General features: G+C 72.1%; 19 protein-coding genes and 1 riboswitch. Of the genes, 6 read left to right on the forward strand and 13 right to left on the reverse strand.

Going from position 1 to position 22,783, the window contains the following annotated elements; genetic code table 11:
- Positions 1-7: 7 nt before the first annotated feature.
- From BXA11_RS08980 to BXA11_RS09005, 6 genes are all read right to left on the reverse strand, one after another.
- The gene (locus tag BXA11_RS08980) at positions 8-1,072 is read right to left on the reverse strand and encodes an MSMEG_0568 family radical SAM protein (protein ID WP_204054101.1); all 1,065 of its coding nucleotides are present in this window, start codon (positions 1,070-1,072) and stop codon (positions 8-10) included.
- Positions 1,073-1,076: 4 nt separating this feature from the next.
- The gene (locus BXA11_RS08985; protein WP_030512256.1) at positions 1,077-1,592 is read right to left on the reverse strand and encodes an MSMEG_0572/Sll0783 family nitrogen starvation response protein; all 516 of its coding nucleotides are present in this window, start codon (positions 1,590-1,592) and stop codon (positions 1,077-1,079) included.
- Between the two features lie 37 nt (positions 1,593-1,629).
- Positions 1,630-2,445: an amidohydrolase family protein gene (locus BXA11_RS08990; RefSeq protein ID WP_076434093.1), complete on the reverse strand. Its 816-nt coding sequence runs from the start codon at positions 2,443-2,445 to the stop codon at positions 1,630-1,632.
- Between the two features lie 5 nt (positions 2,446-2,450).
- Positions 2,451-3,782 (reverse strand): MSMEG_0569 family flavin-dependent oxidoreductase, encoded by a 1,332-nt coding sequence (locus BXA11_RS08995; protein WP_076434094.1) that lies wholly within the window; start codon positions 3,780-3,782, stop codon positions 2,451-2,453.
- Positions 3,783-3,865: 83 nt separating this feature from the next.
- Positions 3,866-5,017, reverse strand: coding sequence for an FAD-dependent oxidoreductase (locus BXA11_RS09000; protein ID WP_076434095.1), 1,152 nt, complete (start codon positions 5,015-5,017; stop codon positions 3,866-3,868).
- Positions 5,014-5,607 (reverse strand): TetR/AcrR family transcriptional regulator, encoded by a 594-nt coding sequence (locus BXA11_RS09005; protein ID WP_076434096.1) that lies wholly within the window; start codon positions 5,605-5,607, stop codon positions 5,014-5,016. Before BXA11_RS09005 ends, BXA11_RS09000 begins: the two co-directional genes overlap by 4 nt.
- 152 nt (positions 5,608-5,759) lie before the next feature.
- Here BXA11_RS09005 and BXA11_RS09010 point away from each other — a divergent pair, with 152 nt between their 5' ends.
- Positions 5,760-6,686: a DMT family transporter gene (locus tag BXA11_RS09010; protein ID WP_204054100.1), complete on the forward strand. Its 927-nt coding sequence runs from the start codon at positions 5,760-5,762 to the stop codon at positions 6,684-6,686.
- Positions 6,687-6,704: 18 nt separating this feature from the next.
- On the opposite strand, the gene BXA11_RS09015 is transcribed toward BXA11_RS09010, so the two are convergent.
- Together BXA11_RS09015 and BXA11_RS09020 are read right to left on the reverse strand one after the other, a co-directional pair.
- Positions 6,705-8,240: a M28 family metallopeptidase gene (locus BXA11_RS09015; protein ID WP_076434097.1), complete on the reverse strand. Its 1,536-nt coding sequence runs from the start codon at positions 8,238-8,240 to the stop codon at positions 6,705-6,707.
- Between the two features lie 145 nt (positions 8,241-8,385).
- Positions 8,386-9,213, reverse strand: coding sequence for a D-alanyl-D-alanine carboxypeptidase family protein (locus BXA11_RS09020; RefSeq protein ID WP_204054099.1), 828 nt, complete (start codon positions 9,211-9,213; stop codon positions 8,386-8,388).
- Positions 9,214-9,466: 253 nt separating this feature from the next.
- On the opposite strand from BXA11_RS09020, the gene BXA11_RS09025 reads away from it, so the two are divergent.
- Positions 9,467-10,750 (forward strand): C39 family peptidase, encoded by a 1,284-nt coding sequence (locus BXA11_RS09025; protein ID WP_076434099.1) that lies wholly within the window; start codon positions 9,467-9,469, stop codon positions 10,748-10,750.
- 76 nt (positions 10,751-10,826) lie between these two features.
- Complete coding sequence (locus BXA11_RS09030) at positions 10,827-11,414, forward strand: TetR/AcrR family transcriptional regulator (protein WP_076434100.1); 588 nt, start codon at positions 10,827-10,829, stop codon at positions 11,412-11,414.
- Here the strand turns inward: BXA11_RS09030 and BXA11_RS09035 are convergent.
- The gene (locus BXA11_RS09035; protein ID WP_076434101.1) at positions 11,403-13,085 is read right to left on the reverse strand and encodes an alpha/beta hydrolase; all 1,683 of its coding nucleotides are present in this window, start codon (positions 13,083-13,085) and stop codon (positions 11,403-11,405) included. The genes BXA11_RS09030 and BXA11_RS09035 overlap by 12 nt on opposite strands.
- Positions 13,086-13,521: 436 nt before the next feature.
- On the opposite strand from BXA11_RS09035, the gene BXA11_RS09040 reads away from it, so the two are divergent.
- Entirely contained in the window at positions 13,522-14,412 is an 891-nt protein-coding gene (locus BXA11_RS09040) for an IclR family transcriptional regulator (RefSeq protein ID WP_076434102.1), read from the forward strand.
- A 23-nt stretch (positions 14,413-14,435) separates the two neighbouring features.
- Here BXA11_RS09040 and BXA11_RS09045 read toward each other — a convergent pair whose 3' ends face one another.
- Positions 14,436-16,598: an HNH endonuclease signature motif containing protein gene (locus BXA11_RS09045; RefSeq protein WP_159454752.1), complete on the reverse strand. Its 2,163-nt coding sequence runs from the start codon at positions 16,596-16,598 to the stop codon at positions 14,436-14,438.
- Between the two features lie 850 nt (positions 16,599-17,448).
- Entirely contained in the window at positions 17,449-18,021 is a 573-nt protein-coding gene (locus BXA11_RS09050) for a flavin reductase family protein (RefSeq protein WP_076434104.1), read from the reverse strand.
- A 517-nt stretch (positions 18,022-18,538) separates the two neighbouring features.
- Positions 18,539-18,683, forward strand: a riboswitch (cyclic di-AMP (ydaO/yuaA leader).
- A 12-nt stretch (positions 18,684-18,695) separates the two neighbouring features.
- On the opposite strand from BXA11_RS09050, the gene BXA11_RS09055 reads away from it, so the two are divergent.
- Positions 18,696-19,418 carry a glycoside hydrolase family 25 protein gene (locus BXA11_RS09055; RefSeq protein WP_051762834.1) on the forward strand — a complete coding sequence of 241 codons (723 nt, stop codon included), beginning with the start codon at positions 18,696-18,698 and terminating at the stop codon, positions 19,416-19,418.
- Between the two features lie 61 nt (positions 19,419-19,479).
- Here the strand turns inward: BXA11_RS09055 and secD are convergent, their stop codons facing one another.
- Together secD and BXA11_RS09065 are read right to left on the reverse strand one after the other, a co-directional pair.
- Positions 19,480-21,726, reverse strand: a complete 2,247-nt coding sequence (gene secD, locus BXA11_RS09060) for a protein translocase subunit SecD (RefSeq protein WP_076434105.1) — start codon at positions 21,724-21,726, stop codon at positions 19,480-19,482.
- 33 nt (positions 21,727-21,759) lie between these two features.
- Positions 21,760-22,167 (reverse strand): hypothetical protein, encoded by a 408-nt coding sequence (locus BXA11_RS09065; protein WP_076434106.1) that lies wholly within the window; start codon positions 22,165-22,167, stop codon positions 21,760-21,762.
- A gap of 207 nt (positions 22,168-22,374) precedes the next feature.
- Here BXA11_RS09065 and BXA11_RS09070 point away from each other — a divergent pair, with 207 nt between their 5' ends.
- The gene (locus BXA11_RS09070; RefSeq protein WP_143734163.1) at positions 22,375-22,746 is read left to right on the forward strand and encodes a hypothetical protein; all 372 of its coding nucleotides are present in this window, start codon (positions 22,375-22,377) and stop codon (positions 22,744-22,746) included.
- The last annotated feature ends 37 nt before the right edge of the window (positions 22,747-22,783 follow it).

The raw sequence follows: 22,783 nt of genomic DNA on the forward strand, positions 1-22,783 counted from the left end.
CGTCACCTCACCCGCCCGCCGCGCTCAGCACACCGCACGCCCCGCAGGCGGCGCAGCCCGCCCCCTGGTCCGCCCCGCGCATGCCGGCCGCGCGCAGCAGCGCCGCCACGCCCTCGGTGACGTACGTCAGCAGGCCCGCGCCGGGGGCGCCGATCCCGTCGCGGGCCGCGAGCGTGCCCCGCATCGGGCGGAACGGGACCACGAAGGGATAGACACCGCGCCGGATGAGGCGGCCCGCGCCCGCGATCAGCTCGTCGGGGTCCTCGCCCAGCCCCACCAGCAGGTACGTCGAGACGCGGTTGCGCCCGAACACCCGGACCGCCTCGTCCCAGGCGGCCTCGTACTCGGCGAGCGGCACCGACGACTTCCCCGGCATCCAGCGCCGCCGGACCTCCTCGTCCAGCGACTCCACGTGGATGCCGATCGCGGTGGCCCCGGCCTCGCGCAGCGCGCCGATCCAGGCCAGGTCGCCCGGCGGCTCGCACTGCACCTGGATCGGCAGGTGCGGCACGGCGTCCAGCACGGCGCGCACGCACCGCGCCAGGGTGCGCGCGCCGCGATCGGGCCCGGTGGTGGTGCCGGTGGTCATCACCATCTGCCGTACGCCGTCGAGCCGCACGGCCGCCTCCGCCACCTCGGCGAGCTGGGCGGGCGTCTTCGCGGCGACCGTCGCGCCCGACCGCAGCGACTCCTCGATGGTGCAGAAACGGCAGCGCTCGGCCTCGCCGTAACGAACGCACGTCTGCACGACGGTCGTGGCGAGCACGTCCGCGCCGTGCAGCCGGGCGATCTTCTCGTACGGCACGCCGTCGGCGGTGGTCAGGTCGTAGAACCTCGGCCGCCGCACGGGCACCAGGGAGACCCCGGTGTCCTGCTCGCCGAGCCAGACCGTGCCGTCGCGAACGGTGTAGGGGCTGCCGGGATCGATGGGCAGCGCCGCGCCGGCGCCGTCGACGAGGACGTGGCCGTCGCCGCTGGGCCCCGCGCCGTCCGGCCGCCGTACGGGCGTGTCGAAGGCCACGCCGCGCAGGGCCAGCTCGGCGCGGGTCATGATCCGCAGATCGACGGTCACGGCACTACAGCTGGTAGGTGGAGTTGATGATGGCGCCCTTGCGGGCGTAGTGGATCAGCGCGTCCTGCACGTCCAGCGGGTGGGTCGGGATCACGCCCTCGATGAGGTCCTCCTCGCGGGCGCCGTGCAGGGACAGGCCGAACCGGCAGCAGTAGACCTTCCCGCCCTCGGCGATGAACGTCTTGAGCTGGTTGTTGATGTTGTGCTCGCCCGGGAACGCCGAGTTGCCGGTCGTCGGGAAGCCGCGGGTGGCCAGGCAGTTCAGCGAGCCCGGGCCGTAGAAGTAGATGGCGGTCTCGAAGCCCTTGCGCAGCGCCCGGGTGGCCTGCAGCACGGCCACGAAGCTGACGGACGACTCGTGCGCGATGCCGTGGACGAGCGTGAAGTACGACTCGCCGTTCTCGGCCTTGTAGTCGGGGAACACCTTGGTCGTGCCGTAGATGCTGGAGCCCTCGGGCAGGGACGGGTGGGGGATCTCCTCGATGCTCTTCTTCTCGAGGTCGTTCATGTCGACGGACATGGTGTCTCTCCTTTGGCCGCAGGGGGGTGAGTGGGGGTCAGTCGTAGAGGGAGGCGAACGTGCGGCGGAAGACGAGCGCGCCCAGCTCGCCGTCCCCGGCCGCGGCGCGCATCCGGGCGTGCTCGCCCGCGAAGTCGCCCCACGGCTGGTCGCTGGCGAACAGCACGCGGTCGTGCCCGAGGCCGCGCCGCTCGATCTCCTTGGCCAGCCAGTACGGCGCGAAGCCGATGGCCCAGGACAGGTCGGTGTAGACGCGTTTGCCGGCCGCGATCCAGTCGAAGAACCGGGAGCCGGCCAGCTTGATGTGGCCGCTCATCCCGCCGCCGAAGTGCACGAGGTGCACCGGCACGCGGTCGGCGTACCACTCGACCAGGTGCCCGACCTCGTCGACGTCCGAGGCGGCGCCGGGCGAGGTGTGGACGTGGACGACCAGACCGTGTCGCTCGGCCGCCGCGAAGATCCGGTCGAGGCCGGGACGGCAGCCGGGGTCGGTGGGCCGCCCGCCGAGCAGGAAACTGAGCTTGAGCGCCCGCACGCCCCGCTCGCCCGCCAGGGCGAGGGCGCCGGCGGTGCGTTCCTCGTCGCGGGGCAGCGGCGAGACCCACAGCCCGGCGCGGATCCGGTCGTCGGCCTGCGCGGCCTCCAGGACGAGGTCGTTGAGCGCGAAGGCGACCGCCGGGTCGGGCACGCCGTAGTTGGGCAGCACCAGCGCGCGTTCCGTGCCCTCCGCGTCGAGGTCGGCGATCAGCTGCTTGACCGTGGCACGCGCCGTGACGTCGGGGTTCACCGCGGGGCCGCCGTAGAAGGGATGGGCGGGCAGCACGCCGATGTGGCGGTGGGCGTCGAAGATCATCGGAGTCACCCGACCGGCAACGCGGGTGAGAGTTCGGCGGGCGCGCCGGTCAGCGCGCCGCAGACGTCGGCCAGCCGCCGGGACGCCTCGATGTGCCCGGCCAGGAACTCGGCGTCCCGTCCCACCGCCTCGAACCGGCCTGAGCCCCAGGTGTGCTGCCAGGGCAGCCCGAGGAAGTAGAGCCCCGGACAATTCGTCACGCCGCGCCAGTGCATCGGATAGCCCCGGCCGTCGAAGGCGGGGATCTCGATCCAGCGGTGGTCGCGGGTGAACCCGGTCGCCCAGACGACCGAGGTGATCCCGGCGGCGGCCAGGTCGAGGGCGCGCACCGGCTCGCCCGGCTCCCAGACCGGCACGTAGCGGGGCTCGGCGGGGGCGCCGACGCCGCGCGCGGCGATGTACGCGTCGATGGCGTCCTTGATCCCCTCGGCCACCGCGTCGGCCCGGTCGAGGTTGTCCTTCAGGTCGGCGGCGAACTCCAGCGCCGTGCCGGTCACGCCGGTCAGCCGGCCGTACAGGCGCATCCCGTCGCGGGCGAAGGCCCGCAGGTCGATGTCGCGCCCGCCGTCGCGCCCGGTGACGTAGTGGTTGGCCCGCAGGCGTACGGCGTCCGCGTCGCCGAACTCGTCGATGCTCCTGGCGTAGTGGCCCATGTCGTGCAGCCACGCCACACAGTCCCTGCCCCGGTAGAAGCGGGCGACGCGGGGCGCGCTCCCGACGGCGAGGTGGACCCTCCGTCCGGCCAGATGCAGGTCCTCGGCGATCTGGCAGCCCGACTGCCCGGTGCCGATCACGAGGACCTCGCCCTCGGGAAGCCGCGCGGGACGGCGATACCGCGAGGAGTGGATCTGGGTGATCCCCGCGGGCAGCCGCTCGGCCAGCCGGGGGACGGCGGCCGCGTGGTAGGGGCCGGTGGCCACCACGACCTGGTCGGCCGTGAGGTCGCCGGCGGTGGTCGCGAGCTCGAACGTCCCGCTGGGGGCCCTCCGCAGGCGGGTGACGCGCACGCCCTCGGCGAGCGGGGGCCCGAAGGAGGCGGCGTAGTCCTCCAGATAGCGGACGATCTCCTCGCGGACCATGAAACCGTCGGGGTCGGGCCCCCGATAGGGGAAGCCCGGCAGGTCGCACTGCCAGTTGGGGGTGACCAGGCAGAAGGAGTCCCAGCGGCGCTCGCGCCACTCGTGACCGACCCGCCGCGCTTCGATGACGACATGCTCGATACCGCGCCGGCCCAGGCAGTGGCTGACCGACAGCCCCGCCTGGCCGCCGCCGACGACCGCGACCGGGTAATGGGCTCCGGCGATCCGCGGTGTGCTGGTCTCTGCCGCCGTTTCCATGACGGCCACTTCAGTCCGCCCCGATTACCGGACCACGGCATCCGGAATAAAAAGCCGTTACCGGTGCGTCACCCCGCGGTCCGTCAGGTGATGAGGCGGTGGCCGCCGGGGCTGAGGGAGTTCATGAAGAGCCGGTCGGCTCCGGGGAGGGAGGCAAGCCGAAGCAGCCAGTCGCGGGCCGTGATGCGCAGGCGGCTGGACGGCGCCATCCAGGGGAGGAAACGGCGTCCGAACGACTGCACGTCGGCGACGACCGGTCGCATGCGCGCCGCGTACCGGTCGAGGGCGGGGGACAGGTCGCCGGAGGAGGCCGCGCGCAGCTCGCCGGCGAGCACCCACGCGGCGGCCACCGCCAGGGACGCGCCGTGGCCCGCGAACAGGGAGACCGCCTGGCAGGCGTCGCCGAGCAGGACCACGCGGCCGCTGCTCCAACTGGGCGCCTCGACCTGTGTGACCTGGTCGTAGTACAGCTCCGGCGGCTGCGGGCAGCCGCCGAGCACCTCGGGCAGGATCCAGCCGAGCTGCCCGAAGTGCTCGCGCAGCGAGGCGGCCGGATCGGCGGGAACGGCGGGGTCGGGCTCGTGGCGCAGGAACAGCAGGGCGAGCCGGTTCTCGCCCACCGCGTAGGCCCCGGCCATCAGATGCGGCACGGTCAGCATCCGGTAGCGCGCGCCGACCCGCCGGCTGAGGTCCTCGTCCTCGACCACGTAAGCGGCGACGTGGTGGCCGAGATAGCGGACGAAGCGCTCCTCGGGGCCGAAGACCAGCTCCCTGACCCGCGAGTGCACGCCGTCGGCGCCGACCAGCAGGTCCGCCTCGTGCCGGGTGCCGTCGGTCAGTTCGACCTCGACGCCTTCGTCGTCCTGCCTGACGGCCGCGACCGTCGTGCCGTACCGCACCGGCGCGCGCACCTGCTCGGCGAGCACGCGGGCGAGGTCGCCCCGCAGCAGGCTGACCACCTCGGCGAAGCCCGCCTTGACGGCGAGCCGGCTGGTCTGCCGTCCGGAGCCGTCGACGTAACCGATCTCGTGGACGGGGTGACGGACCTCCTCCAGCCGGGGGCGCAGCCCCATCCGCCCGGCCGCCTCCAGTCCCGGGCCGTAGAAGTCGATCATGTATCCGCTCTCGCGGAACGCCGGGGCGCGCTCGACCATTTCGACGTCCCAGCCGGCGCGTTCCAGGTGCCAGGCCAGGGCCGTCCCGGCTATCCCGGCACCGCAGACGATCGCTTTCATGTCCCACTGCCCTCCTCGTGTCCGTCCGTACGCACCATCGCCCGCAGCGGTCCGGCCAGAGCGGTGAGGTCGAGGCCGGGGTCGAGCCCGCGGTGCAGCACGAGGCCGTCCACCGCCGCGACCAGGACCGCCGCGGTGGCCTCGGCGTCGCCGGCGTGGCCGCGATCACGTAGCCAGGAGGCGATCCGCGCGCGGGAATCGGCGACGATCTCGTGCAGCAGGTCGCGGAGCTCGGGCAGCCGGGCCGCCGCCAGGTACATCTCGACGATCAGCAGCGAGGCGGGGTCGGTTCCCGTGTAGCGGGACAGCTCGCCCAGCAGCCACTCGACGCCGGTCTCGGGGTCGGGCTGCTCCGCCAGCCGCCCGGCCAGCTCCTCCAGCATCGCGCGCGCGACCCCCGTCGAGGCCGCGATCAGCAGGTCGGGCAGCGACGCGAAGTGGTAGTGCACGACCCCGGGAGCGACCCCGGCCCGCTCGGCCACCATCCGCGTGCTGACTCCGCCCCAGCCGGCCTCGGCGATCAGGGCCGCCGCCGCGCCGAGCAGCCGCTGCCGTGTGGTCCTGCCCCGGTCCGCGGACGCCTCCGCCATCTCCCACGTGCTCCGTTCGGTTCTCGTACGACCGCCTTGTACGACTGACTTGGGCGACCGACTTGGACGTTTGCCCAAAACCATAGCACCGGACATGAGGTCGTCGTCGCGGGGGATGGGCGGATACATGGGAGACCCGGCCGCCGAGGGGAGTGACCGATCATGATGCCGAGGGCGCCGGCGGACGGCGTGCCGCCGTGATCGTCACGGTGGTTCTCGGCCTGGCGGCCGCGGCCCTCCTCGGCCTGGGCTGGGTCGCGCAGCAGCACGTCGCGTACACCGAACCGCTGGGCGAGATGCTGCATGTGCGCCTGCTGTTCGACCTGGCGCGCAAACCGGTGTGGCTGGCCGGGATCGCCGCGATGGTCGGCGGGCAGGTCCTCGGGGCCCTGGCCCTGCGGCGTGCCGACGTGGCGTCCGTGGAGCCGCTTCTCGCGACCAACCTCATCTTCGCCCTCGCCGCGGCGGCCCTGTTCTACCAGGAGCGCCTGGGCCCGACGGAGTGGCTGGGCGCGGTGCTGGTCAGCGGCGGCGTGGCCGCCTTCCTCGTGGCCGGCCGCCCCGAGGGCGGCGGGATACCGGCGTCGGGCTCCACGGTGTGGATCGCCGTGCTGATCGTGGCGGGCGTGGCCGCGGGCATGGTCGCCGTGGCGCTGCGGTCGTCCCTGCAGACCAAGGCGATGCTGCTCGCCGCCGCCGCGGGGGCGTTGTACGGCCTCCAGGACGCGCTGACCCGCGGGTCCCTGCTGACGCTCGCGCAGGGACCCGCGGCGCTGTTCACCTCCTGGGAGCCCTATCTGCTGCCCGTGATCGCCGCGACCGGCATCCTGCTCAACCAGAGCGCCTTCGACGCCGCGCCGCTGCGGATCTCGCTGCCCGCCACCACGGCGACCGAGCCGATCGTCGGCATCGTCCTGGGCGTCGCGATGTTCGACGAGCGCCTGCGCGTCGATCCCCCCGCTCTCGCGGGGGAGGTCGGCGGCCTGATGGCGCTCGTGGTGGGCATCGTCATCCTCGGCCGCTCGCCGTTCCTGGCGAAGTCGGAACAGGGGCAGCAGGCCCCTCGCGACCGCACCTGACCGGCGGGCCGTGTACGGCTACCGCATGCCCGCGGAGGTGCGTGCGGCGGCTGCGGAGCGCGCGGTGGTGCGGTTGTCCGGACCCGGCAGGTCGCGGCTGAAGGCGTAGACGGCCGCGGCGGTGGCGATCGCGCCGGTGTTCAGCGCGAGAGCCTTGTCGCTGATGTTGGCGAGGGTGTCGCAGGCCTGGTGGTAGCACGAGTCGTACGCCACCCCGGCGGTGCCGCCGAACATCGCCTGCTCCTCGGGCGTCTTGACGCCCTCGGCGCCGGTGAACGTCCCGCCGGACGGAATCCCGGCGTCGATGAAGGGCCCGTAGTCCGACCGTCCGTCGAAGTCGGTGCCGTTGTGACGCTGACGGAGGGTGTCGAAGTACTTCTCGAAGAGCTTCTCGATCTCGCCGGATCCCTCGGGGCCGGGGCCCGCGCCGGTGGCGTCGGAGTCGTCGCCGTCGTAGATCTTCAGGGCGTAGTTCGGAGAGGCGACCATGTCGAAGTTCAGATACAGCTTGATCTTCGCCAGGTCGGCGGGGGACAGGCTCGCGACGTAGTGCTCGGCGCCGAGCAGGCCCAGCTCCTCCGCGCTCCAGAAGGAGAAGCGCAGCCTGTTCCTCGTCGGGATCTTGCCGAGCGCGGTGGCGACCTCAAGGATCGCGGCGCTGCCCGAGCCGTTGTCGTTGATGCCGGGCCCGGCCGGCACGCTGTCCAGGTGCGCCCCGAGCTGCACCACCCTGTTCGCGTCGCCCCACCGGGAGTCGGCGATGACGTTGTGGGTCGTGCGGATCTCGCTGGTGGTGTCGGTCTTCACGCGCACCGTGGTTCCGGCGGCGGACAGTTCCTGGCCGGCCGCGAAGCTCACGCCCACGGCGGGGATGTGCACGGTGGGCTCGCCCAGCGTGCCCTGCAGGGTCTCGGTGCGCCCGGGCTGGCCCTCGTTCATGATGATCACCGCGGACGCGCCCGCGGCCTGCGCGTTCTCCGCCTTCACCTGGAAGTTGCAGGTGCCGCGCTGCACCAGCGCGACGGCGCCCGCGGGGAAGCCGGCGAAGTCGGCGGCCTCGCAGCCGGAGGTCGACGAGTTGGGCGTGGGCCCGGGAGGCAGCACGAGGTCCACGTTCGTGACGGCTCCCGTGACGTCTCCCGACCCGGAGTAGGTCATCGTGGCGAAGTCGCCGACGCTGCTGCCGTCCGGCGGCGTGGGCGCGTACGTCTTGGGAGAGGGCGCCGTCCGCTGCAGGACCGCGGTGGAGTTCTCCTGGAAGAACGGGAACTCGAACTCCTGCACGGTCACCGTGTAGCCGGCCTTCTTCAGCACGCCTGCGACGTAGTCGCGCGAGGCCGCGAAGCCGGGAGTGCCGGCGGCGCGCGTGCCGCCGTTGGCGTTCGCGATGTCCTGCAGCTTGCGCAGGTGCTTCTTCACCGCCGACGCGACCACCGTCTGCGCGATGGCGGCCGGGTCGGGATCGGCGTTCGCCGGCGCGGCCGGCAGGAGGGGAAGCACGAGGGCGGACGCCGCGGTGACGACGGCGGCGCGCATGCCGGGCGAGGCGCGCATTGGGCTCTCCTTTGGGACCAATGGACAGTGATCGGGAACCTAACCGGGTTTGACAGATCCGGAAAGACCCTGTTTTCTCACCCGCCGGGATATTGCGCGGGCGCGCCCCGCTCTAGTCAGAGGTCCGCTCGAAGGTCCGCGGAGGTCAGCGCTCGCTCGCCCAGTCGAGCAGCGTCTCGGCGGTGTCCCAACGGCGGTTGGCCACGTTCTCGCCGAGGATGATCCCGATCAGCCGGTGACCGCCCCGGTCGGCGGCGAACGCCAGGCAGAACCCGGCGGCGTTCGTGGAGCCGGTCTTCACGCCGATCGCGCCCGGCAGCCCGAGCATGTGGTTGGTGTTGTACCAGTCGTACCGGCCGTCCTCGGTCGAGTGCTCGCTGGTCGAGGTGACCTTCTTGAAGACCGGGTTCCGCAGCGCGATCTCCGCGAGCCTGGCCTGGTCGCGTGCCGTGGAGTAGCCGTCGCCGCGGGACGTCGGGAGCCCGTCGGCGTTCACGTACAGGGTGTCCTTCAATCCGAGCTGGCGTGCGGTGGCGTTCATCTTGTCCACGAAGCCGGGCACGCCGGGGCCGTACACGCGGGCCAGGGCGTGCGCCGCGTCCGCGCCCGAGGGGAGCAGCAGGGCATACAGCAGCTCGCGGACCGGCAGGGTGTCGCCGGGCTCGAGATCGGCCGTCGTGCCGTCGTTGTCCCAGGCGTACTCGAGGTCCTCACGCTTGACCGTGACCTCGTCGTCGAGCTTCGCGTCCCGCAGCACGACGTATGCGGTCATGATCTTGGTCAGGCTGGCGACCGGCAGGCGCTTGCCCGCGTTCTTGTCCAGCAGGTCCTGCCCGGTCGTGGCGTCCCACAGATAGACGGCCCGCCCGTGCACCTGCGGCGCGGAAGGGGCCTGCGCCAGGCCGGGAGAGGCCAGGGCGGGCGAGGCGACGACCGGCGCCCCCACTCCCGTAGCCAGGGCAAAGGCGGCCATGGAGACACCAAGAGAAAGCTTCCGAGCGAACATGCGAATCAGCGTGCCATGGCTATTCGGGCTTTTAAGGCTAAAGTTCGCAAAATATCAGTAAAGGGGCGAAACGCATGTGACTCACGGGGTTTCAGGTGGCTTCTCGGATAATTCGCGACTTGCCCCGCAAAGGCCGGTAGCGGATACGTATTCCTGCCGATGCGCGGGAGGGCGGCAGGTATCTAGCGTCGGGGACGCCGACGAGACCCCGAGGTGAGCCATGCGCGTGCTGACCGCGTTCCTGACCGCGTTCCTGCCCGTGTCCCTGTCCGCCCTTCTGACGACCTCCGCCCTCACCGTCCCGGCCACCGCCGCAGAGGCCGCGACCAAGCCCCCGCCGTCCCCCGTCGACGTCGTCTACCAGCGGGCCCACTTCGGCCCCGGCGTCCGGGAGGGCGTGAAGGCGGGCAACACCCTGTCCTTCGCCGCGCCCGTGGGCACGATCTCCTACACCGACGCACTCGGCACCAAGACCTGGGAGTACGCCCGGTGGACCGGCCGTGAGCAGCAGGTCGGGTTCGCCGCCACCGAGCTGGTCGCCTCCTGGAACGCCGACGTGCCCGCCGGCAGCTGGCTGCAGGTCGAGATGCGGGGCCGCCACGCCGCCGGGCAGACGAAGTGGTACGTGCTCGGCCGCTGGGCGTACGGCGACGAGGACATCCGCCGCACGTCGCTGTCCGGGCAGCGGGACGCCGACGGCACCGTCTCGGTCGACACGTTCGTGGCCGCGGCGGGCAAGGCGATCACCGCCTACCAGCTGCGCGTCACGCTCTACCGCGCGCCGGGCTCGGCCGTGCAGCCGGTCGTGCGCACGCTCGGCGCGATGGCCTCCGCGGTGCCCGACCGGGCGACCGTGCCGGTCAGCCCCGGCGGCGTCGCCTGGGGCGTCGAGCTTCCGGTGCCCCGCCGCTCGCAGAACGTCCACGAGGGCCACTACCCCGAGTGGGACGGCGGGGGAGAGGCGTGGTGCAGCCCGACCTCGACCACCATGGTCCTCGGCTACTGGGGGAAGTGGCCCAGCAAGCAGGACACCTCCTGGGTGGACCCCTCCGACCCCGACCCCGAGGTCGACTACGCCGCCAGGTACACCTACGACTACGCGTACGAGGGGGCGGGCAACTGGCCGTTCAACGCGGCCTACGCCGGACGGTACGGGCTTGAGGGGTTCGTCACCCGGCTCCGCTCGCTGACCGAGATGGAGCGGCTGATCCGGGCCGGGATCCCCGTCGTCACCTCGCAGTCGTTCAAGGCCGAGGAGCTGCCCGGTGCCGGATACAGCACCAACGGCCACCTCATGGTCATCGTCGGCTTCACCGCCAACGGTGACGTGATCGCCAACGATCCCGCCTCGCCGGATGACGACGCGGTGCGCCACGTCTACCCGCGGGCCAACTTCGAGAACGTCTGGCTGCGCAGCACCGGCAGCGGCGGGATCGTGTACGTCATCCACCCGAAGAACCACCCCCTGCCGCCCACCACTCCGGGACTCCCGGCGAACTGGTAGAGATCTCCCCGGGTCCCGCGGCGTACGACCGCGGGGCCCGGCCCTTCTGTAGTGAGTCAGGCCTATAGTCAGTCAGGTGACTGACTCGACGAGTGCCCGGGTGAGGGCCGCGAGCGCCAAGCGGCAGCGGCTCATGGCCGCGGCCGCGCAGGTGGTGCACCAGCAGGGCGCGGAGCGCACCACCATCGCCGACATCGCCCGCGCCGCCGACGTTCCGGTCGGCAACGTGTACTACTACTTCAAGACCAAGGACGAGCTCGTCGCCGCGGCGCTGGCCGAGCACTCCCGCCACCTGCGGGATCTCACCGAACGGCTGGAGCGGCTGCCGGACCCCCGGGAGCGGCTCAAGGGCCTCGTGGAGACCTGGGTCGGGCAGCGGGACCTCGCGGCCCGGTACGGCTGCCCGACCGGCACACTCGCCGCCGAGCTGGACAAACGTGACGAGGGTGGCCTGGACGCGGAGGCGGGCAAGGTCATCCGGCTGCTGCTCGAATGGGCCGAGCAGCAGTTCCGCGAGCTCGGCCTGCCGGAGCCCGACGGCCTCGCGCTGACCCTTGTGGGCGCCTACCAGGGGATGTCGCTGCTGGCGAACGCCCTGCGCGACCCCCAGATCATGACGCGCGAGGGAGCCCGGCTGATCGGCTGGCTCGACTCACTCGTCTGAGCCGGACGCGTGCTTCACGAGCAGCGTGGTCAGCGCCGCGGTCCGCGCGTCGTCCCACCCGTCCGGCGGGGCGATCCGCGCCCACGCCGCGATCACCTCGCCGTCGTAGTCGTGGCCGTGCCCCGGCGGCGCGTCGAGGGAGAAGACCAGGTCGGCGGTGATCTGCCAGAACGTCACGAACGGATACCACCGGATCCAGGGCAGCACGTCGTCGCCGCGCCGCTCCTCCAGCCAGTCGGGACGGGAGAGGACGAGCCGGGGCGCCCACCACACGATCGGGTCGGAGGGATGCTGGAGGTAGACGACCCGCGGCGCGTTCCAGGGTGAATCGGGCGCGTCCAGGTCGGAGGGGCGGTTGGCGAAGCGCACGGTCTCGCCGTTCCGGTAGACGGGCAGCGCCTCCCTGCTGCCCGGGTCGCGGCCGTCGACGAGCCGCCGCCACAGCGCGCTGCTGTCCGGCGGCCCGACGAACAGCGCGCCGTCGGTGCGCTCACGCAGGTCCCGGTCGCCGCCGAACGCCGACTCCGCGCCGAACGCACCCAGGCTCTCCCCGAAGACCAGCAGCTTGGGCCGGTGCCCGGCGGGCAGCGCCGACCAGCGGGCGTACACCTGGTCGAACAGCTCGCGCCCGGCCGCCCTGGCGCGTTCGCGGTCCACCAGGAACGACAGCCAGCTCGGCAGATAGGAGTACTGCATGGAGACCAGCGCGGTGTCTCCGCCGTACATGAACTCCAGGGCGGCGGCCGCCTGCGGGTCCACCCAGCCGGTGCCGGTCGTCGTGATCACGCAGAGCACCTTGCGGCCGAACGCGCCGGTCCGCTCCAGTTCCCGTACGGCCAGGGCGGCCCTCTGGCGTGTGGTCGCGGCGGAGTCGAGCCCCGCGTAGACCCGGATCGGAGAGACGGCGGGCCGCCCCGCGAAGCCGCTCAGCTCGCCTGCCGTCGGCGCGTGCGCGACGAACGCGCGGCCCTCCAAGCCGAGGGACGCCCAGGAGGCCAGCGAGGAGGGGCTGCCCGACAGCGTGGCGGCCGTCGGCGGGGTGATGCCGGGCGAGGTCTCGGTGTTGATCGCGGCGAAGCTGTGGTCGGCCCCCTTGAGCAGGGCCTCGGTGAGGATCCCGTCGGTCAGGAAGACGGCCAGCACGCCCACCCCGAGCCCCGCGGCGAACTGCGCGGCCGTCGCGGGGAACCACCGTCCGAGGAGGCGGCCCAGCGCCCGCGCCGCGATCCGCAGCGTCCGGGCGGCGGCCAGCAGGGCGAGGAACAGGGCCGCCGCGATCAGCGGGACGCCGAGATAGTTGAGCCGCTCCGGCGGGTTCATCCCCATCAGCGCGTAGATGTCCCGCTGCGCGCGTACACCCAGGACCAGCGAGGCCGCGCCGAGACCGCAGCCGAACGTCGCGACCAGCCGCCGGACCCGCCGTCTTCCCTTACGCTTCCATGCCGCGCGCCACTTCGCCGGGAGCCGGGCCGCGGCCGGGCGCACAAGTGCGCCGGCGAGCACTCCCACCAGATAGCCGGTGGCGGTGAGCACCCCGGCGATGATCCCCTGCAGCGTCCAAGGCCGGGGCAGCAGCGACGGCGTGAGAGACAGGGAGAAGAAAGCGGCGGCGAGGACCATTCCGGCCGTGCCCAGCGGCGCGTTGAGACGCAGCCGCTGTCTTTCCCCCATCAGGTCCCCGATCCATGCAGCGTCCGATGGCCTACGGAGCAGGCAGGCTATCAAGGTCACGAACGGGTCACGCCGCGGGTGGGGGACGTCCCGGTCACACCCCCGCCCAAGGCCGCCTCGGTCCCCAGCGCGGGAGCAGGGCCCTGGCGATGGCGACCTGCGCGGGGTCGAGCCCGACGACCTCGGTCAGCAGATCGAAGCGGCGCAGCACCGCGCGGGAGCGGGTCGATGGCGAGTCACGGTTCCCGTTCGGCGCTCATTGACTCTCCTGCGCAGTCAACCGTGGGTGAACGAAGGAGAGCCGGGGAGGAGCCCGATCATCGGGCAGGATCGGACAGAAGGCAGCAGGACGGGCTGTCTCTTCGTCCTCTTCTCAGGGGTGTGATGCGTTGCTACATTCCGAGCAAGAATCAATTTCAGTTTTTGGGGAGGTGCGATGACCGCTCTCCGTGCCGAGCGGGAGGCGACGGCGCCCGCTCGACGAGAGCCGCCGCCGTCGATGGTCGAACGGATGACGCTCATCATGGACGCGTTCCCCGGTCGCGCCACCCGTCTCACGCTCGAGGATGTGGTGCGCTGCACCCACCTCCCACGCTCGACGGCTCATCGCATCCTCGACCAGCTCGTACGGCTGAACTGGCTGGACCACACGCCGTTCGGCTACAGCCTGGGCAGGCGGGCGCTCCGGCTCGGCGGCCGGGACGGCAGCCACGACGAGATCCGGGAGGCCGCCGCGCCGCTGCTCCACAACCTGCAGATCAGGACCGGGATGGTCGTCCACCTCGCCGTGCTCGACGGCGCCGAGGTGTTCTACCTCGACAAGGTCGGCGGCCGGTTCGCCCTGTCGGTGCCGTCCCGTGTCGGCGGCCGGGCTCCGGCCCACTGCACCGCGCTCGGCAAGGCGATCCTCGCCTGGCTGGAGCCCGAGCAGGTCGAGGCGCTCATCGACGGGCACATCAGCCGTCTGACCAGCCGGACCATCGGCGACATCGGCACGTTGCACCAGGAGCTCAACCGCATCCGGCGGCGCCGCGGTCTCGCCTTCGAGCGGGGGGAGTGCTTCCCCCACATCTCCTGCGTCGCCGCGGCCGTTCGCGGCCACGAAGGGCCGGTGGCCGGCATCTCCCTGGTGGGCGACGCCCGCACGGCGCTGGAGAAGATGGCCCCGCTCGTGGTCGACGCCGCGCGGCAGGTCTCGCTCGCCCTCTTCCCCGACCTGGATTCCCAGCGCAGATCCCGGGCCGTCCACCGCGCGCCGGACCGCACCTGGTCCCCGGGAACCATGAACCCCCTGCTGGCCGTCGGCCAGAACGGCGACTGGCTCTGAGGGCACATTCGACCTGAACACGATCAGATCCGCAGCCGCCCGGGCCGGGGCCGCTCGTAGGTGAAGGTCCAGCGGTCGGTGCCGGTTTGGCGGCGGGTGTAGTGGTGGGGGTGCTGGTAGCGGTCGCGGTTGTGGAACTGGCAGGCGGGTCCGAGGAGTTTCAGGTCGGTGAGGCCGCCGGTGCTCCAGTTGTCGGCGTGGTCGATCTGGCACATGGTGGCGGGGAGTGGGCAGCCGTCGATCCAGCAGGTGGCGTAGCGGGCGAAGACGGCCCTGCGTTGGGCGGGGGTGGCCAGGCGGACCTTGCGGCCCATGTCGAGCACCTGCCCTTCGGCGTCCATGACCAGGCGCACGAGGGTGCTGGTGCGGGCGAGGCGGTGCACGCTGGTGACGGGCAGCATCTGCCCGGTCGCCAGCAACAGCCCCGGCACCGTCCCCAACGCCGTCCCGAACAGTGCCCCCGGCCCCGTCCCGCGTAGCCGCCCCAGCGGCTCCCCGGGCGGCGTCCCCGGTGACGCGCCCTGCCCCGTCCCCGGCGTCCCCGTCCCCGGGCTTCCCGCTGTTCCCGGTGCCTGCGTCGCACACGCGCACTGCGCTGCGCTGCCGCACCGGCACGCGCTCTGGCCGTCCGCCGCATCCTGCCGAGCCCGGCCCGGTTCCTCGCCACCTTGCTCCTCGCGGCCCCGGTCATGGCAGTACTGGCCACAGCGCACGTCGCTGAGGTCCTCACGCGTGCCCTGCTCATGTCGGCAGTCCCCCGCAGGCCGAGGCCCGGCGTGGGTGCGACGCGCGAAGACGTCCTCGGGAGGAGGATCCGGCTGTGCTGCCTGGGCAGACGCTGTGCCGGAAGCTGCTGTGTTCGAGGGCGCTGTGTCCGGGGGTGCTGTGTTCGAGGGCGCTGTGTTCGAAGGCCCACCACCGTCAGCAGGCCATGCTGACCCATGCCGCCAGACGTGAGGTGCCCCAGTCTCTGCCACAGCACGGTCGCAGTCATCGCCCTCTACAGGCGGGGTGTCGTCGCCCTCGGCAGAGGTGGCGCTCGCGGTGTCGCGAGGCTCGCACTCACCGGCCCGCCGCTCACCGGCCCGCCGCTCACCAGTCCCGCGCTCACGGGGTGCGCGCCTATCGGTCCCACGCTCAGAGGTTCCGTGCTCACCCGCCCCGCGATCGTCGGGCCCTGGCTGGCGGGGCTCCTCGTCGCGGGGACTGGTGGTGGCGCGGTCGGCGCTTCCGGCTCCGACGTCCGCGGCTCCATCGGCACCGGCATCGCTCCCCGCTTCGCCCCCGGTCTCGTCCTCGCCAGTGTCGAGCTCGTCCGGGTCGTCGGTGCTGCCCGCGTGACCGGGGTCGCCCATCGCGCCGGGAACGACGTCGTCGGCCTTGCTGGGGCCGTCGGTGCTTCCGGCGTGGTCGTGGTCCGCGGGGTGGTCGGTGGTGGTGGCGGGGTCGGGGGTGGCGGCCTCGCCCGGGGCAGAGTCGTCGGTGTCTACGGGGTTGGCGGGGTCGGAGTCGGCAGGGTGGGGGTCGCTGGTGTCGTCAGTGGCGGGGTCGGTGGCGGGGTCGGTGGGGAGGGATTCGGCGTTGACCAGGACGAGGAGTTCGGTGGCGATCTTCTGTTCGAGCAGGGCGATGAGGGCATCGGCCTGGCGCACGCTCAGCGGGCGGTCATCGCCTTCCGCGCGGGGTTTGGCGTAGGCGTCCAGCAGGGCCCGTAGCCGGGCTGCCGCTTCGCGGGGGAGGGAGAACTCCCCTTCCAAAAACAACAGGAATCGCCGCCCGTAGTCGGCCCGCTCGTCGTGGTCTTCTCCGTCGGGGTCCAGCACCGCCCGCAGGTAACGCCCGGCCTTGGCCACCTCCGCCGCGCCTGCCTTGCCCGCCAACTCCAGCAGGATCGGCTCGGCCACACCGGCATGCTCATCGGACAGGTTCGAGGTGGCGGTGCAGATGGCCTCCACCACCCCCGCCGCCAACTGACCGGCGGCGAACTTCTCCCGCACCCGGGGCAGACGCGCCAGCTCCACCGCCAACGTCAGCAGGCGGCTCGCGCCGCCGACGCTCATCCCGGCGGCGGTACGCAGCCAGCTGCGGGTGGAGGCATGCCCGTGCTGCTTGGCCCGCCCCGCACCATGCACCCGGCTCACCCGATCGGCCAGCGCGCAGGTGATCCGGTCCCGCGCGAACAGCAAATCCTCCGCCTCAGCAAGGCAGACATCCGCATCCTCGGGAAGCGGCGCCAACGCCAACCCCTGCGCCGACTCACGCAACGACCCCACCAGCACCCACGACGACCGAGCACGCGGACGACCGACTGCATCGGGGGTATCCGCGCCGTCGGCATCTGAACCCGGGCCGTCCGCGCTCCGGGCACCGGGCGCGCCGTCGCTCGTGTGCCGCGGCGGCTGGAGGTCGGCGATCGGAAAGTGCTCGCGGGCGGATGAGCCATCGGCAGACCACAACGGCGAGTCGGCGGTCAACCGGTCCCACCAGTCATCGGAACCATTCGAACGATGAAGGCGGTCAGGATGAGAGTCGAACAGATCCATCGCACATCCTTGAGAAATTCGAAAGTGTGTATGAATTCTCTCATCACGCCAGGTCGTCGAGCAACGCGACGAAGCGATTAGCTGGAGTTACAGGTGGGAGGAGATGGGCAGGTCAGGGCCTGGTTCTGGCGGTGCTGGTGCATGCATCCGGGTCGCTCGCGACGGCAAGGACGCGCCGGGTACGCGCAGGAAGGGGCAATCCTGCCAGCAGCAACTCCACTTATAGATGGCGCCGAGAGCGGTCAGCCGTGCGGTCGCGGCTTTGACGTCATCGTTATCGATGTCCGGGTGGGGTCGGGGCGCGCCGTCGATCGCCCTGTACGGCGACGGTGAGCTCGGGAATCGTGTCCTGCAGCGAGAGGGACTGTGCCTCCTCGAAATCAACCCGGCTGGTTAGGGCGTCGACCAGGGAAGGCTGCGGACTCGCCGGCGTCGCCCCGCGCACTCGGACAGCGGATCACCGGAAGGGGCCGCGGCAGGGGGAGGTCGGTGCTCACCCCCAGTGGTCGCCCCAGCCCCACAGATTGGGACCGAGGGCGGCGGCCTGGTCGTCCTGCTCCACTCCGAACCGGCCGCGGAAGAACAGCATCGGGCGCTGCTCGGTGACGACGGGTTCGAGCTCGCGGACGTGGCCGATGATCACATCATGGTCACCGGCGACATGCACGTCGCGCACGTCGCCGTGGACTCGCAGCAGCACCTTCCGCAACGCCGGAGTGCCCCATCGCGACAGGTCCCAGTCGAGTCCAGCGAACTTGTCGCCTCTGCTGGAGCCGAATCGGCCGCAGATGTCGATCTGATCCTCGCCGAGGACGTTCACGCAGAAGCGGCCCGACTTTCTGATCCGAGGCCAGGCGCGGCCCTTGTGGTCGGCGCAGAACAGGATCAGCGGCGGTTCGAGGGACACCGAGGCGAACGACTGGCAGGCGAAGCCCACCGGTTCCCCGTCGTCGAGGCCCGTGACCACGGTAACGCCGGTCGCGAACATGCCCAGCGCGCGCCGGAACTCGGCCGGCGTCGGCGGCGCCACCTCGGTGAACTCGGGGTCGGCGGGTGCAGCGGTCATGGACTCACCTCGCGTACGTGTCGGTGCCTCAGGTGACGAACTTACAAACCCCCTTACGGGCGGATCACACGGGGATCCCGGTCGACGGAAGCCGCGTACGGGCGGGGTTACGGTCCGAGCAGGTCACCTGCCGGCCCGCCCCGGCCTCGCTCATCGGGATGATCGTCCTGTTCGCGATATCTGTCCAGTCAGCGGCACCGAATTGCGGACGAGTGCGGACGTCGAGCGGGGCTGTCCTCCCCGGTGATGCGGCGGTGATGGGCGTGCACGAGCCCGGCTACGGCCACCTGCTCGACGTTATGGTGCTGTCGCGGGACGAGCCGCGACCGAGTACGTCGTGCCCGGCATCGAGCTGATCGACACGGGCCGGGCGTCGCCGTCCCGCTGCAGGTAAAGACGGGTTTTGTCCTGTTTACACCATTCTGGTGCTGTGTGTACCTTTAGGGCACACGGCATGGGTACCGGCCGACATTCTCCGTCGTATCCCTTGCCGTGTCGTTGCCCGGACCGCGCGGTGGTCGCGCGGCCGCCGAATCCGCGTCATGCGGAGCCGGGGACCCACTCTCTCGGGGTGAATCGGCGCGCAGGCCCCCAGATGCGCCCGTAGGGCACTTCCTGCCCGAACCCGTCAGCTAACCCGGTAGGCGGAATGGAAGCAAGGAGTCAACCCCGCCATGTCCATCCATCGGCTCTCCCTCGGGGGCCGGCCCTCCCGCCGGCGCCTGCGCTCCGCCCTCGCTGCGGCGACCCTCGCGGTCTCGGCCGCCACGGCCACCGTCACGGCGGCCGTCGCCCTGCCCGCCCCGGCGTACGCGAACCCGCACACGTACGGCCAGGACGTCTCCGGCTACGAGGCCGACCACGACTGGATGAACAGCCGCGCGCAGTTCGGGTTCATCAAGGCCACCGAGGGGACCGACTGGGTCGACTCGTCCTTCCCCCGGCACTGGCAGGAGCTGGCCAAGAAGGGCATCGTCCGCGGCGTCTACCACTACGGCCATCCCTCCAACGACCCCATCGCCGAGGCCGACCACTTCCTCAGCGTGGTGAACTCGCAGCCGCGCAAGCCCGGCGACATCCTGGTCCTCGACCTGGAGACCGCCGACGGCGAGTCCGTCGAGCAGGTCAACAGGTGGGCCAAGACCTGGCTGGAGTACGTGACGGCCAAGACCGGCACCAGGCCGATGTTCTACAGCGGCTGGAACTTCGCGAACAAGTACGGCCGCGGCCTCGGCCAGTACCCCCTGTGGGTGGCTCACTACAGCAAGGCACCGGGCGACATCACGCCGCCCGCCGACTGGAAGTCCTGGGCGATCCACCAGTACACCGACACGCCCATCGACCAGAACGTCTCCGCGCTGACGCCCGCCCAGCTGCGCGCGCTCGGCCGGCCGTAGCCGAACGGACCCCGGGGCGGGGCGTCCCCGCCCCGGGGCCCAGGCCGGTCGACCGGATCGGTCAGACCACCGCGCCGGAGCCGTCACGCCGCGCGGGCCTCGCACGCGGCGCGGCGGGAGCCGGCGGCGGCTGGCCGGACCGGCGCTCCAGCGCGATCGCCACCGGCCCGGCCACGAACGACGACGACAGCGTCCCCACGACGATGCCGATCAGCAGGGCGACGGCGAAGTCACGCAGCGAGTCGCCGCCGAACACCGCCAGCGCCGCCAGGATGAACAGCGCCCCGAGCCCGGTGTTCACCGTGCGCGGCACGGTCTGCAGGATCGCGGCGTTCACCACTCGGCCGAACGGCTCCCGGCGCCGCAGCGGCCACAGCTCGCGCACCCGGTCGAACAGTACGACCTTGTCGTTGACCGAGTAACCGATGATCGTCAGCATCGCGGCCAGGAACACCCCGTCGATCGGCTTGCCCAGCCAGGCGAACGTGCCGACGACGACGGCCGCGTCCACGAACAGGGCCGCCACGGCCGCCGTGCCGAACGTCCACCGGAACCGGAACGCCAGGTAGGCGAGCTGCGCGGCGAGCGCGACGGCGAGCGCGATGAGCGCGTTGCGGCGCAGTTCCTCACCCAGGCTCGGACCGATGAGCTCGTCGCGTTGCTTGGTGACCTCGCCCACGCTCCGGTCCAGCGCCTGCTCCACGCGCACCACGTCGTCGGCGCTGATCTGCCCGGTGCGCACCGAGATCGCGTCGTCCGACCTCTGGACGACGGCCGAGGGGAACCCGGCGTCCGCCACCGCCTGCCTCGCCGCCGCGACGTCGACCGGCCGGCTCGTGCCGAACTCCACGATCCGGCCTCCGGTGAACTCGACGCCGTAGTTCAGGCCGCGGGTGACCAGCCCCGCCCCCGCGAGCACGAGCAGCCCGGCCGCGACGGCGAGCCACAGCCGCCTGCCGCGCATCAGGTCCGGCCCGCGCCGGGTCAGCCAGGTCCTGACCCGGCCGATCGAGCCGATGCCGGACGCCCGCGGGCCGATCCTCGCGATCAGGGCGGCGGCGAGCACCCGGGTGATCAGCATCGCCGAGACCAGCGAGGCCAGCACGCCGATGGCCAGCGTCACGCCGAAGCCCTTCACCGGCCCCGAGGCCAGCCAGAACAGCAGCCCGGCGGCGAGCAGGGTAGTGATGTTGGAGTCGGCGATCGCGCTCCAGGCGTTCTTGAAGCCGCGTTCGAGAGCCGCCTTGAGACCCCGGCGGGGCGCCTCGCCGTACTCCTCCCTGGCCCGTTCGAAGACCAGCACGTTGGCGTCCACGGCCATGCCGATCGCCAGGACGAACCCGGCCAGGCCGGGCAGTGTGAGCGTGGCCCCCATGGCCACGAGCCCGGCGTACGAGATCAGGCCGTAGCAGGCGAGCGCGACCGCGGCCAGCACGCCCACCAGCCGGTAGACGACGCCGATGAACACCGCGGTCAGGATCACCCCGACGACGCCGGCCTTGGCGCTCGCGGCGATGGCGTCGGCGCCGAGGGTCGGGCCGACCGTGCGCTGCTCGACCAGATCCAGCGGCACCGGGAGCGAGCCGCCCTTGACCAGCACCGCGAGGTTCTGCGCCTCCTGGGCGGTGAACGACCCGGTGATCTGCGTGCTGCCGCCGGAGATCCCCGCCTCGCAGGCGATCGACTCGTCCACCTGCGGCGAGGAGATGATCTCGTTGTCGAGGACGATGGCGACGCGGCGCTTGTGGTCGCCGACCGGCGCGCAGGCCGCCGTCCCGGTCAGCTCCCGCCAGGGACCGGGCTCCTTGAAGTCGATCGTGACGAACCAGCCCGGCCCCATCTGGGGGTCGCTGCGCGCGGCGGCGTCGGTGACGCCCGCCCCGCTGAGCGCGACCGGCCCGAGCTTCAGCTTCTGGCCGCTCTCGTCGGCGACCGCGTCCCTGTCGCCGTCCTCGGCGGGACCGAGCACCGGATGGAAGTTGAGCTGGGCGGTCTTGCCGATGACCGCGGCGGCCTCGCGCGGGTCGAGCACGCCGGGCAGTTCGACGATGATCCGCTTCTCGCCGGAGCGGACCAGGGTGGGATCGACGACTCCGAGGGCGTCCGCCCGGCGCCGGAGCACGTCGAGGGCGCGGTCGGTGGCGTCGGCGTCCGCCTTGACCGTGGGTGAGTCCTTCGTCTCGAAGACGAGCTGGGTGCCGCCGCGCAGGTCGAGGCCGAGGCGCGGGGCCATGGTGAAAGCGAGCAGCAGTGAGGTCGCGATGACGGCGAGCGCCGCCACCGCACGCCACATGGGCGCACGGGACATGAAGCCTCCACAGGCGTACGAGTGGGAAAGGTCTCAGTACGCGGTGGAGGGAGGAGCGCGGGCCGTGGCGGCCCGGCGCGGGCACTGGGCGGGCGGGCCGTCGTGATGCGGCCCGGCCCGGGTGACCCGGGTGCCGCCGCGCGGCGCCGCCGGGTTGGGCAGCACGACCGGTCCGCCGGACGCGCCGGGGCCGCCCGCGCCCGCCTGGACCCGGGGCGGGTCGCCCTGAGCCGGCCGTGTGGCGTGCGCCGGAGGGCAGCGCACGCCGCCCGTCTCGACGGCCGGCCGGCCGGTGGCGAGGTGAGTGCCGGCGGTGTGGTGAATGCCGGTGACGCGATGTGGCGTCTGCAGTGTGCCCGCGGACGCGGGCACGCCGCCGGAGGTCAGGAAGATCGCGTGCAGCAGGAGCAGCAGCGCGGCGGTCAGCCTGCGTCGCGCCATCCTTCCCCCCCCTCCCGCGAAACCCGTGCCTTGCGGCCACCGTACCCAAGTAGAGGGGAACGGAGAACGCACCCGAGTGGACGGGAACGTTTCCGGAGATGCGGGTATGCACAACAAATGGCGGAAATCGGGCAGGGACCGATTGGGAGAAACGGGCAACGGGAAACGCGGATGACCGTTTCGCGAAGGTGGGTTATGGTCGGTCACATGGCGACCTCACGACGTGGCACGTGCGGGTCCACCGCCTTCACGTTGGTGGTGGGCCTGCTGATGCTTGCCCTCGCGCTGGTCGCCTCCACCCCCGCCTGGTACGGCGGGGATCCCGCTCAGCGTGCGCCGCAGGCCGCGGCCGAGGTGTGGACGCCGGGGGCGTGGACGCCGCAGTCGGCGACCCTGCCCACGGGCGCCGCAGGTCCCGAGCATCTGCCGTTCCCGTTCCGGCCGCGCAGCGTGGCGGCCGCGCCGGATGCTCCCGTCTCCGCGCCGGAGCCCGCCCGGCATCACGAGGACATCGTCCTCAGCCCGCAACAGACCGGGCATCGCACCGCCGGCTCGCGCAGCCCGCCACAGGCCCTCTGACGAGCTCGCTCGAAGCGCGCCTGACCCGCCTTACCGC

Origin of the sequence: Microbispora rosea (genome assembly GCF_900156315.1) — a bacterium.
GTDB classification, from domain to species: domain Bacteria; phylum Actinomycetota; class Actinomycetes; order Streptosporangiales; family Streptosporangiaceae; genus Microbispora; species Microbispora rosea.